The following is a 14,284-nucleotide window of genomic DNA, read 5'->3' as shown; positions in this document are numbered from 1 at the left end:
TCGGAATTTTAGGTATTTTGATAAATGAAGTAGAAAAAATTAATTTCGTAAATTGGAATTCGGGGCAAATGGGTTTTGGGGTAAATTTGAGGGCGAGAAAAATGAAATAGGTGAATTTAGGCCAAGTCGGTAGTGAAGCTTCTTATAACGATGACGGGAATTTGTATTTAAGATATATGCTAAATTTGCATATATAAATCATCATCAGATACCGATAAAATCGCACTAAAAATAGTTTAAGTTTTTGCTTGATTTAAGCAATAATTCACTACAATCAAATCTTAAATTTAGATTTTCAAGCTATCATTTCGCAAAAATTAAGGAAAATCATGCAACCTATTTTTACGACGCAAATCATCAAATTTAAAGGCGCTCAAAAAAGCGCCGTGGATGATATTTTGGTGCGCGAGATCAAACTTGAGATCTACATAAACGGCAAGCGTTTCGGCGCGCTGATGGCGACTCCGACCGATCAGGAGGCGCTAGCTGCAGGCTACCTAATCAGCGAAAATTTGATCACGAGCCCCGAGGATATCGAGAGTATCGAGCTCTCAGAGGATGCTTTAAGCGTGCGGGTAAAGGCTAAAATCAACGAAAAGCGCCTCGAGCAGTTTGACGAGGAAAAGGTAATAATCAGCGGCTGCGGGCGTAGCTCGACGGCAAATATCGACCCTGAAGCTATGGCGGCGCGCTCGATAAAGGGCGAGGTCAAATTTAACAAAGACGAAATTTTGCGCCAGATGGGGCAGTTTTACACGCAGTGCGAGCTTTACGAGATGACTGGCTGCGTGCATACGGCTAAGCTTTTCGTGAGCGGCGAACAGTTTTACATCGGCGAGGATATCGCGCAGCATAACACGATAGATAAGGCCGTCGGCAAAGCGGTACTAGCCGGCGCGCAGCTACAAAATTCGTTTTTGATGGTGAGCGGAAGGCTAAGCTCCGAGATGGTGGCAAAAGCCGTCATGCATGGCGTCCCCGTGCTCGTCTCGCGCACGGCTCCGACTAGCCTTGGCGTCGTGATAGCGCGTAAATTTAACCTAACGCTGTGCGGCTTTGCGCGCGGCGAAAACATAAACGTATATAGCGGCGCGGAGAGAATCTATGAGTGAGCAAATCCGCGAACTGATCGCAAAACTGTTAAACCCAAAGGGTAGGCTAGACTGCGGCACGGCGTTTAAGATCGCTGCAAAACTAGGCGTAGAGATCGGCGAGGTTAGCGACGAAGCTGAAAAAATGGGCGTAAAGATCGATAACTGTGAGCTAGGGCAGTTTGGCGGGCTAGAAAATGGACGCGGTAAATACACCGTGATGACGCAGCTAAAACAGATGACCGACGAAAAAGACAGAATCCTGTGCAAAGACGCTAGAGACGCGGCTGCGGGCGTGGGGCTAAAGACGATCCGATCGACGCTAAAAGACTATAAAATCGACGTAAAATACTGCCAGCTGGGGTGTTTTAAGGAGAAGAAAGGAAAAAAGATGAGAGTAAAAACCAAAACTTGGATAGAAAACGACGAGGGCGAGCTGATCTTCGGCAAGGGCAAAACCGAAGTCCTAGACGTCATCGCCGAGGTCGGCTCGATCTCAAAGGCTGCCGAAATCCTAGGCATGAACTATAAAAAATGCTGGAATCATCTGCAAATTTTGCAAAAAAATCTAAAAGAGGAGCTCTTCACCACCAAACAAGGCGGCGGCGAAAACGCCGGTACGACGCTAAACGAACGCGCGCATGAGCTCATAAACGCCTATAGGCAGCTACAAAACGATATCGAGGACTTTGCGGATAAGCGCTTTAAGGAGCTGTTTTTGAAAAAAGACGGCGAGAAAAAGGACTCGACCAAAGACGACGCAAACGATAAAAAAAATAAAACCACATCAAATTTAAGGGAGAAAAAATGTACGTAAAACTAAACGATAGGGTCTATCTAAACAAAGACAAGATCACTAGAATAAAGGTAGATAGCGTCCAAGACGGTATCAGGATTCGCTTCTACGAGGGGCAAAATCAGGTCGCTAAAAGCGGACGCTTCGAGAGCGAAGCAAAAGCTATCGAGTGGCTAGAGAAAAATTTTATAAATAAATAAAATTTCCGCCTCTCGCAAAGGGTCGCGAGCCTCTGCGGCTAGCGTCTCTTTGCCTTAAAAACTCGCAAAGAACGTTAAATTTGCCGCTTGGCGGTTAAAATTCTAATTTTTAAATTTAGCGCTTAAATTTCCTCCGCAACGAAGTCGCCGCAAGCAAATATCCGCGCAGAAAATCAAAAATCACTTTTAAAATTTCCGTTTTTGTTTTGTAAATTTTAAGCTCGCAAACGACGCGAGTAAATTTGACCGATAAATCAAAAAGCGTCCTCATCGTTGCTCAAATTTGGCTACGCCTCAAGGCTAAATTTATCTATTTTCCGCACCAAATTTAGGGCAAAATTTAGCCGTAATTTTTTAAAACCAGCCTACAAATTCGCTGCCAAATTTTACGCGCAAATGTCTTTTAAATTTCAGTAAATCGCCGCGCGGCAAGTTTTATACAGCTAAGCGCAAATTTGAAATAATAGCCCGCAAAATTAGCTTCAAATTTCCCAGAAAAAGCCCTAAATTTGCGAAAATTTAATATAATTACCGCATCAAATTTAAAGAGTAAAAAATGCTAAATTTAGACGAAATTCGAAAAAATATCATCCTAAAACCGGGCGTGCATTATTTTGATTACACTGCTTCGGGGCTTGCTTACGAGCCCGTAGAGCGCGAGATAGGCGAAATTTTAAAAACCTATGCCAACACCCACTCCGACAGTAGCTCCAGCGCCATCATCACGCAGCGGCGCTATGAGGGCGCGCGAGAGAGCCTAAAAAAACTGCTGGGGCTTGACGAGCGGTTTTGTCTCATCGCCTGCGGACAGGGCGCGACAGCCGCGATCAAGAAATTTCAGGAGCTACTGGGCATCTACCTGCCGCCTGCGACTAGAAGCGCGATCGGCGAGGCAAATTTACGCGCCGCACAGCTTCCGCTCGTGCTCGTTTCGCCGTACGAACACCACTCAAACGAGCTTAGCTTTCGCGAGGGGCTTTGCGACTACATGCGCGTGCCGCTTAGCGAATCAGGCGAGATCGATCTGCTTGCACTCGAGCGCATCCTAAAGCTTAACGCAACACGCCGCATCATCGGCTCGTTTAGCGCCGCCTCAAACGTCACGGGCGTCATTAGCGACTATAAAAAGATCAGCGAGCTAATCAGAGCCGCGGGCGGAATCGTAGCCTTTGACTGCGCGGCGCTGAGCTCGCACGCAAATTTAGATTGCGACTATTTCGACGCGATTTTTCTCTCGCCGCATAAATTGCTCGGCGGACCTGCTAGCTGCGGGCTTTTGGCGATCAAAAAAGAGCTGCTCAGTAGCGACGTGCCGACATTTGCCGCGGGCGGGACGGTCGCCTACGCTAACCGCGAAGGGCACGTATTTTTGAAAAACCCAGAGCAGCTAGAGGAGGGCGGTACGCCGCCTATCATCGGGCTTATGCGGGCAAATTTGGCTTATGCGCTGCGAAACGAGGTGGGCTTCGAGCAAATAAAAAGCGCCGAGGACGAGCTCGCGCGGCTTTTTGAGAGCGAGCTAGCAGGCATAGACAAGATTATAAACTACGCTCCAAAGGACGCGCCGCGACTGCCGATAATTTCGTTTAACGTGCGCGGCGTCTCGGCGTATGATTTCGCCGCGAGCCTTAGCAACGACTTCGGTATCCAGACGCGCGCGGGCGTGATGTGCGCGGGGCCGTACGCTCACGATCTGCTGGGTATCAAGGAGGGGCGCATGCCTGAGAGCAAGCCCGGCTTCGTGCGCGTGAGCCTGCACTATACACACACCGAGCAAGACGTGCTATATCTCGTGGGCGCGATAAAATCCTGCATCAAAAAGCACCGCGAGCTTTGGGGCGAGGAAAAGGCGATGTACGAGATGTTTGGCGGGAAGATTTAAATTTGAGCGGGTTAAATTTGACTCCCTAAAACGTCAAATTTGAGCAAATCAAAAATGCGCGGTCAAATTTGAAAATTTACGCCGTCAAGATACGGGTCTGGGCACTCAAATTTGATTAAATTTAAAAAATAAAAAGAGTAAATTTAAGAAAGAAAAGGGCGCAAAGCGCGCCCGAATCACGCAAATTTAAGCCATAAATTCGACTCAAATTTGCGCGTAAATAAAATTAGTTCTTGCGACTGTTTGCATCAGGCGTGAAAAGCGGCTTATCTAGCAGCTTAAAGTCGCCGATAAATTTCTGACCCTCTTCGCTCGTCGCCCACTCGATAAATTTATTTGCATTTTCGATGTCGGCCTTAGCGCAGTGCTTCGGATTTACCGCGATTAGCGAGTAGAAGTTCTTTAGGTCATTGTCGCCCTCGTTGATGATAACCATCTCAGGCGCGCCTTTTTTGGTGTCCTCGTACTTGATGTAGGTGCCGCGGTCGGTGAACGTCACGCCCTTTTGCTCGGCTGCTGCGTTGATAGTAGCTAGCATGCCTTGGCCTGTTTGCATGTACCAGCCGTCTTTTTCAGGTACTTCGCCGACGATTTTTTTCCAGATACCTTTTTCTTTGTTGTCGGTGCCTGATTTATCGCCGCGAGAGAAAAATTTGATATTCTCTTTTTTGATTAGCTCAAAGCTCTCTTTTATGTCTTTGCCTTTAAATTTATCCGCGATCGATTTATCGGCGATGACGACGAAGTCATTGTACATTACGGGTTTTCTCTCGACGCCAAAGCCTTTTTCTACGAATTCTTTTTCAACTTTTGGCGAATGCACGAAAAGTATGTCCGCATCGCAGTTTTCGCCTAGTTTTAAAGCCGCTCCCGTGCCTACGGCAGTCCATTTGATATCGACGCCGGTTTTTGCCTTATACGCAGGATAGATCGCGTCTAGTAGCCCCGTGTTATCGGTGCTGGTTGTAGTTGCCATGATGAGTTCGCTATCGCCCGCAAACGCCAAAACGCTCGCGATTAACGAGCCTAATATTACTTTTTTCATTTTTCTCCTTTTTTAAAAAGTATGCTATTATAGCACATTAAATTAACACTTAAGAAATATGCAAGGAAAGAATATTTGGATTTTCTACTAAACGGATTTTTGGAGGCCTTTAGGCTGCTTTTTAGCGGCGACGAGGAGACGTATTCGGCGATCAGGGCGACGCTTTACACTTCGAGCGTTTCGATTTTTTTTGCGATTTTAGTCGGTTTTCCGCTAGGCTTTACGCTGGGATTTTACGATTTTAAAGGGCGCAGGATTCTTAGGCTGCTCAGCGATACGGCGCTTGCGATGCCGACGGTTGCGATCGGGCTTATTTTGTACGCATTTATCACGCGAAACGGCCCGTTTGGCGAGTTTGGGCTGCTTTTTACGCTAAAGGCCGTGATGCTGGGGCAGTTTGTACTGGCTCTGCCTATCATCATCTCGCTAAGCGCTAGCGTCGTGGAAAATATGGACAAAAAACACTATCTAACCATCCTAAATTTACGCCTGAGCGCGCCGCGGCTAGTTGGCTGCGTGCTTTATGAGCTGAGGTATGCTCTGATGGTGGTCGTAGCGACGGCGTACGGGCGCATCGTGGCTGAGGTCGGCGTGGCGATGATGATCGGCGGAAATATCAAATACTTCACTCGCACGATCACGACTGCGGTGTCGCTAGAGACGAATAAGGGCGAGTTTGCGATGGGTATCGCACTGGCTTTGGTGCTTATCTTTATCGCATTTGCGGTAAATTTGGCGATACATGCTCTAAAAAGGCTTGATCGATGAAATTTGATAAATTTGAAAAAAATACGCTCGTAAAAAGCGGGCAGGACGCGTCAAATTTGAGCCTTTTGTTTAAATTTAACGAGAAAGGCGCAAAGTGATAAACGTTAGAAATTTACGCCTAAACTACGGCGCGAGCGAGATTTTAAACATCCCGCGCCTTGATATCGACGTCACCAAAATCACTGCGCTAACGGGCAGCAACGGCAGCGGCAAAAGTACGCTGATGCGAGTGATGTCGTTTTTACAAAGGCCTACTAGCGGCGAAGTGCGGCTGTGGGGAAGCAGCGCGCCTAGCTTAAATTTACTGCGCGACGTTAGCGTTTTGCTGCCAGAGCCCGCGCTTTTAAAACGCTCCGTGAGGGAAAATTTTAGAGCCGTTTTAAAAAGCCGCGGAGTGCTGGTAGAATTTGAACAAAGGGCGAGCGAGGCATTAAATTTGGTCGGTCTTGACGAGAGCTTTTTAAACAAGCGCCACTTTGAGCTAAGCTCGGGGCAGACGCAGCGCGTTAGCTTTGCGTTAAATTTGGCGCTTAGATCGCGGCTATATCTGCTTGACGAGCCGACAAATAGCGTGGACGTGGGCACCTCAAAGCTGTTTGGCAAGGCGGTGCTTTATATGCGGCAAAGATACGGCTGCGGCTTTGTGATCGCTAGTCACGACGATAAATGGCTAACCGCTATCGCTGAGGAAAACGTCTTTTTGCACAAAGGACGCGTGTGTGAATTCGAATACAAAAATATATTCGACGCGCGAGACGGGGTTTTAAAATTTGACGAAAATGCGGTCGTAAATTTGCCGTCAAATTTGCGTAGCGCCGCAAAGATCGCCGTAAATCCTGGCAAAATAATGCTAAGCAAAACGCCGATGGATGGGTATTTGGGCGGCATCTTGCACTCGGTTTCGCTCTATCTTGGCAAAGAGCTTTTGGTAAAAATCAAAATCGGCGACTTTTTGATAAAAACTTTGGTGCCTAATTCGCAAAATTTTAACGTCGGCGAAAATATTTATTTTAAATTTGACGAAGGAGCGTTTTTGGGGCTTGAATGAGCCTCAAATTTTGCAAATTTCGCTTCAAATTTTAAACTTAGACTCGTTTAATGCCTGTTAAAAGAGTCTAGTTAAAAGTAAATATCAAAATGAAGCGTAAATGCCATATATATGCGTAAATTTCATATTTCTTTTATCCCCTAAAATTCGCTACAAGTAATATGCAATTAAGGCATATTTAAGCGTATATTAATTTTTTTAATTTATTTTTTTTTAAGTATAAGAAATAAGCCAAAAAGTAGTATAGTTTCACAATCGAGAAAAATCTCAAAAAATAGACAAAAATGATAAAGGAAGGCGATGACTAGCAAGGGCGAATTTGCGGCGGGACGCGGGCTTTACTACTCGCTATTTTCGCGTTTTTTCGTTTTTAGCCAAGACGCCGATAGATTTAGCGGCATAAACGCGATGCTAGGCCTTGCCTCGGCGCACGCTCTAAACGAAGAATCGGCCGCCGCGATAATGCGTATTCAGGCAAAATTCGACGAGAAAAATCCGCAAAATTTAGCGGATGAATTCGATGAAATTTTCCACGCTCCGCCAAGCCCGCTTAGAAACTCGCTGTCCTACTACGACGAGGGCTACGAGGTCGGGCATGCCTGCGCGAAAGTGCGTAAAATCTTAGCCCGCACCGACCTTAGGCGAGATGAGGCTAAATTTAAAGAAAGTGAAGACAACGTAGGCTTCGTGTTTGCGCTAATGAGCGAATTTATAGCGCGCGAGGGCGAGCTGGAGCTATACGGCGAGCTTGAGGAACAGCTTTTTAAAGAGATCATAAACCCAAACATTGATGAGTTTATAGAGAGTCTTTTTAATCACGAAAGTAGCGAAATTTATAAAGACGTCGCGGTGCTACTGCAAGGATTTATCGAGTTTGAGCGCGTAGTTTTGAGCGCGCCGCGTCCTATAAATCACGGCGAAAACAAAAAGACTTTGGACGGAGTTTCAAGATCCGAAGCCATAAGAAGACAAAAAAACCGAGTGAGAAAGATAAAAGCTATGGAGGAAGAAAATGCAAAAAAATAGGCGAGAATTTTTAAAAAAGGCGGGGCTAGTCGGCGCGGTAGCGGCTACGGCCGGAGTGGCGACGGCAGCGGCGTCAAACCTAAAATACGGTAAAAGCAAAAAGACCGAAGTGCTATACAAAAGAAGCAAAAACTGGGATCTATACTACGAACAAGCGAAATAAATAAAATTTAAGAAAGGATGAATATGTCTGAGGCAAATTTGCGTCTTATACCCAACTCAAACGCAGTCGGGCGAAGATCGTTTTTAAAAATGGCCGCGCTAGCGGGCGTTGCGGGCAGCATGAGCGGACTGGCTGCTAGCGGCGTAACTAGAAGTGCGACCAAAGAAGAGATGGCAAATCCGTTTCCAAACTCTAAAATCGTAAAAACCGTTTGCTCGGTTTGCTCTGTTGGATGCGGAGTGCTAGCCGAGGTAGAAAATGGCGTTTGGGTACGCCAAGAGGTAGCTCAAGATCACCCGGTAAGCGCTGGCGGTCACTGCTGTAAGGGCAGCGACGTCATCGATATGGTGCGCTCTCACTGCCGCGTAAAATACCCGATGAAAAAAGTCGGCGGCAAGTGGAAACGCATCAGCTACAAAGACGCGCTTGACGAGATCGGCGCAAAGCTAAAAGCTTACCGCGAAAAAAACCCGGAGCAAGTTATGTTTCTGGGCTCGGCGAAAGATAGCAACGAGCAGAGCTACTACATCAGTAAATTCTCTGCGATGTTTGGGACAAACAACCTAGATCACCAAGCTAGAATTTGACATAGCGCAACAGTCGCCGGTGTGGCGAATACGTGGGGTTATGGAGCTATGACTAATCACCTTGGAGATATCCAAAACGCGAAGTCTATCTTTATAATCGGCGCAAATCCGGCTGTAAACCACCCGGTAGGATTTAGGCATTTTCTAAAAGCGAAAGAAAATAACGGCGCGAAGCTGATCGTGGTCGATCCAAGATACACGAGAACTGCGGCTAAGGCTGATTATTTCGCTCAAATTCGCCCAGGTACGGACATACCTTTCATGTACGGTATGATGAATCTCATCTTTGAAAACGGCTGGGAAGATAAGAAATTTATAGAAGACCGCACATACGGTATCGACGAGATCCGCAAAGAGGCTGCAAAATGGACTCCTGAAGTGGTAGAAGACGTAACTGGAGTACCGGCTGCGACGCTAAAAGAGATAACCGAAGTTTATGCGAAAAACCGCCCTGGTTCGGTCGTTTGGGCGATGGGTCTAACTCAGCACACCATAGGTAGCTCAAACACTCGTATCGCTCCGATCCTTCAACTAATACTAGGAAATATGGGCGTATCAGGCGGCGGCTGCAACATCCTTCGCGGTCACGATAACGTTCAAGGCGCTAGCGACATGGCAAATGCTCCAGATAGCTTACCTGGATACTACGCCAAAAACGAAGCTACGTGGAAGTACTTCGCTAAAATGTGGAAAGTAGACTACGAGTGGCTACAAGGAAATTTTGTAAAACCTGAATGGATGTTTAAGCCGGGATTTACCCTAGCTCGCTGGTGGGCTGGCGTACTTGACGGCAAAAATGGCAATGACCAGGTTGAAAACGCTGGCGATAGCCTAAAAGCCCTAATCGTCATCGGTAACGGCATCACCTCGACCGCGCAACAAGTAAAAGTGCAAGAGGGTCTTGACGGCCTTGAGCTTTTGGTGCTACTTGATCCTTTCGTAAACGACGCTGGCGTGATAACTAATAAAAAAGACGACGTATATCTACTACCTGCGGCGACTCAGTTTGAGGGTAGCGGCACGGTTGTGGCTACAAACCGCAGCGGCCAGTGGAGAAGCCAGGTCGTAGAGCCTCTGTTTGAGAGTATGCCGGATCATGAAATTTTATTTGAGCTCGCAAAGAGAATAGGCTTTTACGATGAGCTAACTCGCACGATCAGAGACTCTGAAGGCAAGATCGAGTGGCCGGAAGCTGCTACTCGCGAGATCGCTAGCATCGTAAAAAGCATCGGCCTAACTGGCTGGACGCCGGAGCGTCTAAAACGCCATCAGGCTAACTGGGATAAATTTGACGAAAAAACGCTAATGGGCAAAGAGGGCACCGAGGTAGCGGGCGAATACTACGGCTTGCCGTGGCCTTGCTGGACGGAAAAGCACCCTGGTAGTCCAAATTTATACGATATAAACAGACCGGTAATGCAAGGTGGTATGGGCTTTAGAAACCGCTTCGGCCTAGAGCATAACGGCGTAAATCAGCTAGCAGCCGACGGTAGCGCGCCGGTAGGCGGCGCTCAAAGCGGCGGGTATCCGGAGATCAAAAAAGATAACATCGAAAAGATACTAGGCATCACGCTAACTGATGAAGAGCGCGAAAAAATGGGCGCTACGTGGGCGACGGACGCTAGCAACATAATCGCCGAAAAATGCATGGAAAAGGGCATCGCTCCGTACGGCAACGCAAGAGCTAGAGCGGTAGTTTGGACCTTCGTCGATCAGATACCGCAGCACAGAGAGCCTATCCACTCGCAGCGCCAAGACCTTGCGCAGAAGTATCCGAGCTTTGAGGATAAGCCGAATCACTACCGCGTATTTACGAAGTATAAGAGCTTGCAGCTAAGTAAGGACTTCTCAAAAGAATTCCCGATAAATCTAGTCACGGCTCGTCTCGTAAACTTTAGCGGCGCGGGCATGGAGACGCGCGCTAGTATGTATCTATCGCGTATCACGCCTGAGATGTTTGCGGATATCCACCCTGAGCTTGCGGCTAAACACGGCATTAAAAACTGGGATTTCGTATGGATTCATTCGCCTGAAGGCACGAAAATCAAGGTACGCGCTAGAATCGTGCCTTCGGTCAAGCCTGATATGATTTTCTTGCCGTTTCACTGGGCGGGACACATGCAGGGCGTCGATATGACGGGCAATTTCCCTGACGGCACCAAGCCTTATGCGGTAGGCGAGAGCGCAAATACCGTCACCAACTACGGCTACGATATAGTCACTCAAATCCCAGAAACAAAAGGCGGTCTATGCCGCATAGAAAAGGCGTAAAATGAGCGAATTTAACGATAATAATAGACTTAAATTTTACTGCGACGACGATAGATGTATCGACTGTAACGGTTGCGCGGTGGCTTGCGACGAGGCTCACGAGCTGCCTCTAGGCATCCGCCGCCGCCGCGTCATCACGCTAAACGAAGGCGTGCCCGGTAAGGAAATATCAACCTCGATAGCCTGCATGCACTGCGAGGACGCGCCATGCTCGCTCGTTTGCCCGGTTGATTGCTTTTATATCAGAGCCGACGGCGTCGTGCTACACGACAAAGATATCTGCATCGGCTGCGGATACTGTCTATACGCGTGTCCGTTCGGCGCGCCTCAGTTCCCGCGCGAGGGAGTGTTTGGCGCCAAAGGTTCGATGGATAAGTGCACGATGTGCGCAGGCGGTCCGCTACCGACAAATAGCGAAGCCGAGCGCGAAGAGTACGGCCAGGATAGAATTTCAGAAGGCAAAGTGCCGGTTTGTGCGGCGATGTGCTCGACAAAGGCGCTGCTAGTAGGCGAATCGGCTATGATAGAAAAAATCTACGGCGATAGAGTCAAGGCTCGCGGCTACGGCTTTAAAGACCTAAAACAAACTCCGACCTGGAAGCTTGCTTATTACGCAGGCGATAGGCTAAAATACAGCTTCTAAATTTTCGCTCCGCGCTTTGGCGGGGCGAACTATTACACCAAATTTGACGCGGTTTGGCTGCGTCAAATTTGACACAAATTTAAATTCTACTCGACTCGGTTTTAAAATTTTATCAAATTTATCCCGCTTCATTTATCGCAAAAATCTCGTTAAATTTGACGCTAGATTTTGGCTTTGGCATTAAAATTTGACACGAGTAAATTTGAAATCAATATGTAGATAAAATTTAAGTAGAAAAGGGCGGTCTCCCGCCCTAAATTTACGCTCTAACAGGCGATAAATACGGATTTGCCGAGTGCATCGACATCTCGTTTTGCTCTCTAAATTTGATAAATTCCTCTTCGCTTAGACGCCTGATATTTGCTATCGTCATCTTTAGCGGCGTGATGCCTGAGAGCGGATCAGGATCGCCCGCGTTTGCTAGCTCGTTACCGTCGGCCTCGCTATAGTGGAAGGTCGTAAATATCGTGCCTTCTTTTAGATCCGGATTTACTCGCAGTTTGGCGGCGATCTGGCCGCGTTTGTTTTGTACGAGCGCGTAGCAGCCTTCCTCTAGCTCTCTCTCGCGAGCGATATCCGGGCTTACCTCTATGAGCGCGCCTTCTACGCCGGCGCCGTACTCTAGGGCGGGGCACTCTCTCGTCATCGTTCCGGTGTGGTAGTGATAGACCTTGCGTCCGGTCGTAAATAGGCACGGATATACCTCGTCAGGCACTTCGCTAAGTGCGCCGCTACCGACCGGATAGCCGTCTGGGATATTCATCTTGGCCCTAAATTCGGCCTCGGCCTTTGCGCGCTCACCTTTATCGTCTAGGTACAGCACCGGCGCGAAGCGGAATTTGCCGCCCGGTAGCATGGACTTGTGATCGGAGTAAAGCACCGGCGTACCAGGGTGTTCCTCATCCGGGCACGGCCAGCTGATACCGCCTAGTTTGCCTAGTCTATAGTAGCTTATGCCGCCGAAAAATTTAGGCATGAGCTCCCTTAGCTCGTTCCAAATTTGCTCAGGGCTCGCAAAGTCAAATCCCTCTAGCCCCATGCGGTTTGCGATGTTGCAAACGACCTTCCAATCAGGCTCCACGCCGCTAACGGGTTCGCTAGCCTTGCGCGTGCGTTGGACGCGGCGAGAGGTGTTGATAAAGGTGCCGTCCTTTTCGCCCCAGCCTGCGGCAGGTAGCACCACGTCGGCCTTGTGCGCGCTCTCGGTAAAGAAAAGATCCTGCACGATAAAGCAGTCTAGGTGGTGCACGGCGTGGACGAAGTGCTCGGTCCACGGATCGCTCATCACCGGGTTTTCGCCGTAGACGTAGAGTACTTTTAGCTCGCCTTCGTCTATTTTATCCGGCGCTTGCGTTAGTTTAAAGCCTGGAACCGGATTTAGCTCAAAGTGCCATACTTTGCGCGCTTGCTCCTGTGCGTAAGGGCTGTTTACCGCGCCTGCCGGGATGACGTTAGGCAGCGCGCCCATGTCGCATGCGCCCTGGACGTTGTTTTGACCGCGCAGAGGATTTACGCCGGCACCCTTTTTGCCTAAATTTCCCGTTAAAACGGCCAAATTTGATAGTGAAAAGACGTTTGACGTGCCGTCGCTAAACTGAGTGATACCCATCGTGTAGCAAATCGCCGCCGCGCCTGCTTTAGCATACATTCTAGCTGCCTCTATGACGAGCTCTTTTTTTATACCGGTTTCTCGCTCGAAACGCTCAGGCGTAAAGTCCTTAACCGCTTCTTTTAGATATTCAAATCCCTCGGAGTACTTCTCGATAAACTCGCTATCTTGCAAATTTTCGGCGATTATGACATGCATCATCGTATTTAGCGTTTTGATATTCGCTCCGATCGGGATTTGCAAGAAAATATCGGCTTTTTTGGCCATATCGGTGCGCTTTGGATCTACGACGATCATCTTTGCGCCGCGCTGAAGGCCGCGCTGCATCTGCATAGCGATGATTGGGTGGCACTCGCTCGTGTTGGTACCGATGAGTAAAAATACGTCCGTGTCAGTCGCAAATTCGACCAAATCGTTCGTCATCGTTCCGTTTCCTAGCGTGCTGGCAAGACCTGCCACTGTAGGAGCGTGTCAAAGACGGGCGCAGTGATCGACGTTGTTGCTGCCCTGGGCGCGAAAAAATTTCTGGAAAACGTAGTTATCTTCGTTATTTGAGCGCGCAGAGCTAAAGCCCATGATCGAGCTTGGGCCGTATTTTGCGACGGTGGATTTAAATTTATCCGCGAGGAAATCATAAACCTCCTCAAAACTTACTTCTTCAAGCTCGCCGTGCTTGTCGTAGACGCCGTTTAGCTTTCTCATCATCGGTCGGCTTAAGCGTTTAGGAGAGTTTACGAACTCCCATCCGAACATTCCTTTTAAGCAAAGCTCGCCATCGTTTACGTGGTGGTCTTTGCTAGGTTTGGCATCTACGATTCTACCGTTTCGCACGATAAGATCGATGCCGCAGCCCGTACCGCAATATGGACAGGTGGTCTTTACGATCTCTTCCATTTTTGTTCCTTTCTGGTATTACTGAAAATTATGAGATTATTATACAACGGCAAATATAAATTTAGTTTTAAAATTAGTATAAGATTTTAAGAATTATTTAAGTAATATGCAAATTTAGCATATTACTTTTTTACTATCAATTTATTTTTTAGGTAAAATTTGAAGTATATATTTAAAGCTACGTAAAATTTATTTAAAAATTATTACTTTTAAATACATTTAGATGTATAATGAAGGTAGAAAATCTTTCAAAGGAGCACC

12 protein-coding genes are annotated in these 14,284 nt (G+C 47.6%); 10 read left to right on the top strand and 2 right to left on the bottom strand.

The features are described 5' to 3' along the window. Window positions 1-329: 329 nt before the first annotated feature. The 4 genes from fdhD to EE116_RS10460 all read left to right on the top strand — a co-directional run bounded on the left by fdhD (window position 330) and on the right by EE116_RS10460 (window position 3,969). On the top strand, window positions 330-1,112 hold the full coding sequence (gene fdhD / locus EE116_RS10475; protein WP_122874360.1) for a formate dehydrogenase accessory sulfurtransferase FdhD: 783 nt from the start codon (window positions 330-332) through the stop codon (window positions 1,110-1,112). Beyond that, entirely contained in the window at window positions 1,105-1,908 is an 804-nt protein-coding gene (locus EE116_RS10470; RefSeq protein ID WP_122874359.1) for a winged helix-turn-helix domain-containing protein, read from the top strand. Before fdhD ends, EE116_RS10470 begins: the two co-directional genes overlap by 8 nt. Next, window positions 1,899-2,087 carry a hypothetical protein gene (locus tag EE116_RS10465; protein WP_004320751.1) on the top strand — a complete coding sequence of 63 codons (189 nt, stop codon included), beginning with the start codon at window positions 1,899-1,901 and terminating at the stop codon, window positions 2,085-2,087. Before EE116_RS10470 ends, EE116_RS10465 begins: the two co-directional genes overlap by 10 nt. 556 nt (window positions 2,088-2,643) lie before the next feature. Beyond that, window positions 2,644-3,969 carry an aminotransferase class V-fold PLP-dependent enzyme gene (locus EE116_RS10460; RefSeq protein WP_122874358.1) on the top strand — a complete coding sequence of 442 codons (1,326 nt, stop codon included), beginning with the start codon at window positions 2,644-2,646 and terminating at the stop codon, window positions 3,967-3,969. Between the two features lie 226 nt (window positions 3,970-4,195). Here the strand turns inward: EE116_RS10460 and tupA are convergent, their stop codons facing one another. Then, entirely contained in the window at window positions 4,196-5,014 is an 819-nt protein-coding gene (gene tupA / locus EE116_RS10455) for a tungstate ABC transporter substrate-binding protein TupA (protein ID WP_122874357.1), read from the bottom strand. A gap of 75 nt (window positions 5,015-5,089) precedes the next feature. Here tupA and tupB point away from each other — a divergent pair, with 75 nt between their 5' ends. The 6 genes from tupB to fdh3B all read left to right on the top strand — a co-directional run bounded on the left by tupB (window position 5,090) and on the right by fdh3B (window position 11,520). Then, on the top strand, window positions 5,090-5,782 hold the full coding sequence (gene tupB, locus EE116_RS10450; RefSeq protein ID WP_054196292.1) for a tungstate ABC transporter permease TupB: 693 nt from the start codon (window positions 5,090-5,092) through the stop codon (window positions 5,780-5,782). A 94-nt stretch (window positions 5,783-5,876) separates the two neighbouring features. Beyond that, complete coding sequence (gene tupC, locus EE116_RS10445; RefSeq protein ID WP_122874356.1) at window positions 5,877-6,830, top strand: tungstate ABC transporter ATP-binding protein TupC; 954 nt, start codon at window positions 5,877-5,879, stop codon at window positions 6,828-6,830. Window positions 6,831-7,130: 300 nt separating this feature from the next. Beyond that, window positions 7,131-7,856, top strand: a complete 726-nt coding sequence (locus EE116_RS10440; RefSeq protein WP_122874355.1) for a TorD/DmsD family molecular chaperone — start codon at window positions 7,131-7,133, stop codon at window positions 7,854-7,856. Next, window positions 7,843-8,019 carry a twin-arginine translocation signal domain-containing protein gene (locus tag EE116_RS10435; RefSeq protein ID WP_009496297.1) on the top strand — a complete coding sequence of 59 codons (177 nt, stop codon included), beginning with the start codon at window positions 7,843-7,845 and terminating at the stop codon, window positions 8,017-8,019. Before EE116_RS10440 ends, EE116_RS10435 begins: the two co-directional genes overlap by 14 nt. A 23-nt stretch (window positions 8,020-8,042) precedes the next feature. Then, on the top strand, window positions 8,043-10,877 hold the full coding sequence (locus EE116_RS10430) for a formate dehydrogenase subunit alpha (RefSeq protein ID WP_122874354.1): 2,835 nt from the start codon (window positions 8,043-8,045) through the stop codon (window positions 10,875-10,877). Window position 10,878: 1 nt separating this feature from the next. Then, window positions 10,879-11,520: a formate dehydrogenase FDH3 subunit beta gene (fdh3B, locus tag EE116_RS10425; RefSeq protein ID WP_004321074.1), complete on the top strand. Its 642-nt coding sequence runs from the start codon at window positions 10,879-10,881 to the stop codon at window positions 11,518-11,520. A gap of 259 nt (window positions 11,521-11,779) precedes the next feature. Here the strand turns inward: fdh3B and EE116_RS13145 are convergent, their stop codons facing one another. Beyond that, the gene (locus EE116_RS13145) at window positions 11,780-14,023 is read right to left on the bottom strand and encodes a molybdopterin oxidoreductase family protein (protein WP_420886351.1); all 2,244 of its coding nucleotides are present in this window, start codon (window positions 14,021-14,023) and stop codon (window positions 11,780-11,782) included. Window positions 14,024-14,284 lie beyond the last annotated feature (261 nt).

Origin of the sequence: Campylobacter showae (genome assembly GCF_900573985.1) — a bacterium.
GTDB classification, from domain to species: Bacteria; Campylobacterota; Campylobacteria; order Campylobacterales; family Campylobacteraceae; genus Campylobacter_A; species Campylobacter_A showae_E.
The sequence above is the reverse complement of the archived record's forward strand: the minus strand, read 5'-3'. Positions and strand labels throughout refer to the sequence as shown.

Coding starts and splice junctions, on each gene's coding strand:
- fdhD (WP_122874360.1), top strand. CDS start 330: ATGCAACCTATTTTTACGACGCAAATCATCAAATTTAAAGGCGCTCAA.
- EE116_RS10470 (WP_122874359.1), top strand. CDS start 1,105: ATGAGTGAGCAAATCCGCGAACTGATCGCAAAACTGTTAAACCCAAAG.
- EE116_RS10465 (WP_004320751.1), top strand. CDS start 1,899: ATGTACGTAAAACTAAACGATAGGGTCTATCTAAACAAAGACAAGATC.
- EE116_RS10460 (WP_122874358.1), top strand. CDS start 2,644: ATGCTAAATTTAGACGAAATTCGAAAAAATATCATCCTAAAACCGGGC.
- tupA (WP_122874357.1), bottom strand. CDS start 5,014: ATGAAAAAAGTAATATTAGGCTCGTTAATCGCGAGCGTTTTGGCGTTT.
- EE116_RS10440 (WP_122874355.1), top strand. CDS start 7,131: ATGACTAGCAAGGGCGAATTTGCGGCGGGACGCGGGCTTTACTACTCG.
- EE116_RS10435 (WP_009496297.1), top strand. CDS start 7,843: ATGCAAAAAAATAGGCGAGAATTTTTAAAAAAGGCGGGGCTAGTCGGC.
- fdh3B (WP_004321074.1), top strand. CDS start 10,879: ATGAGCGAATTTAACGATAATAATAGACTTAAATTTTACTGCGACGAC.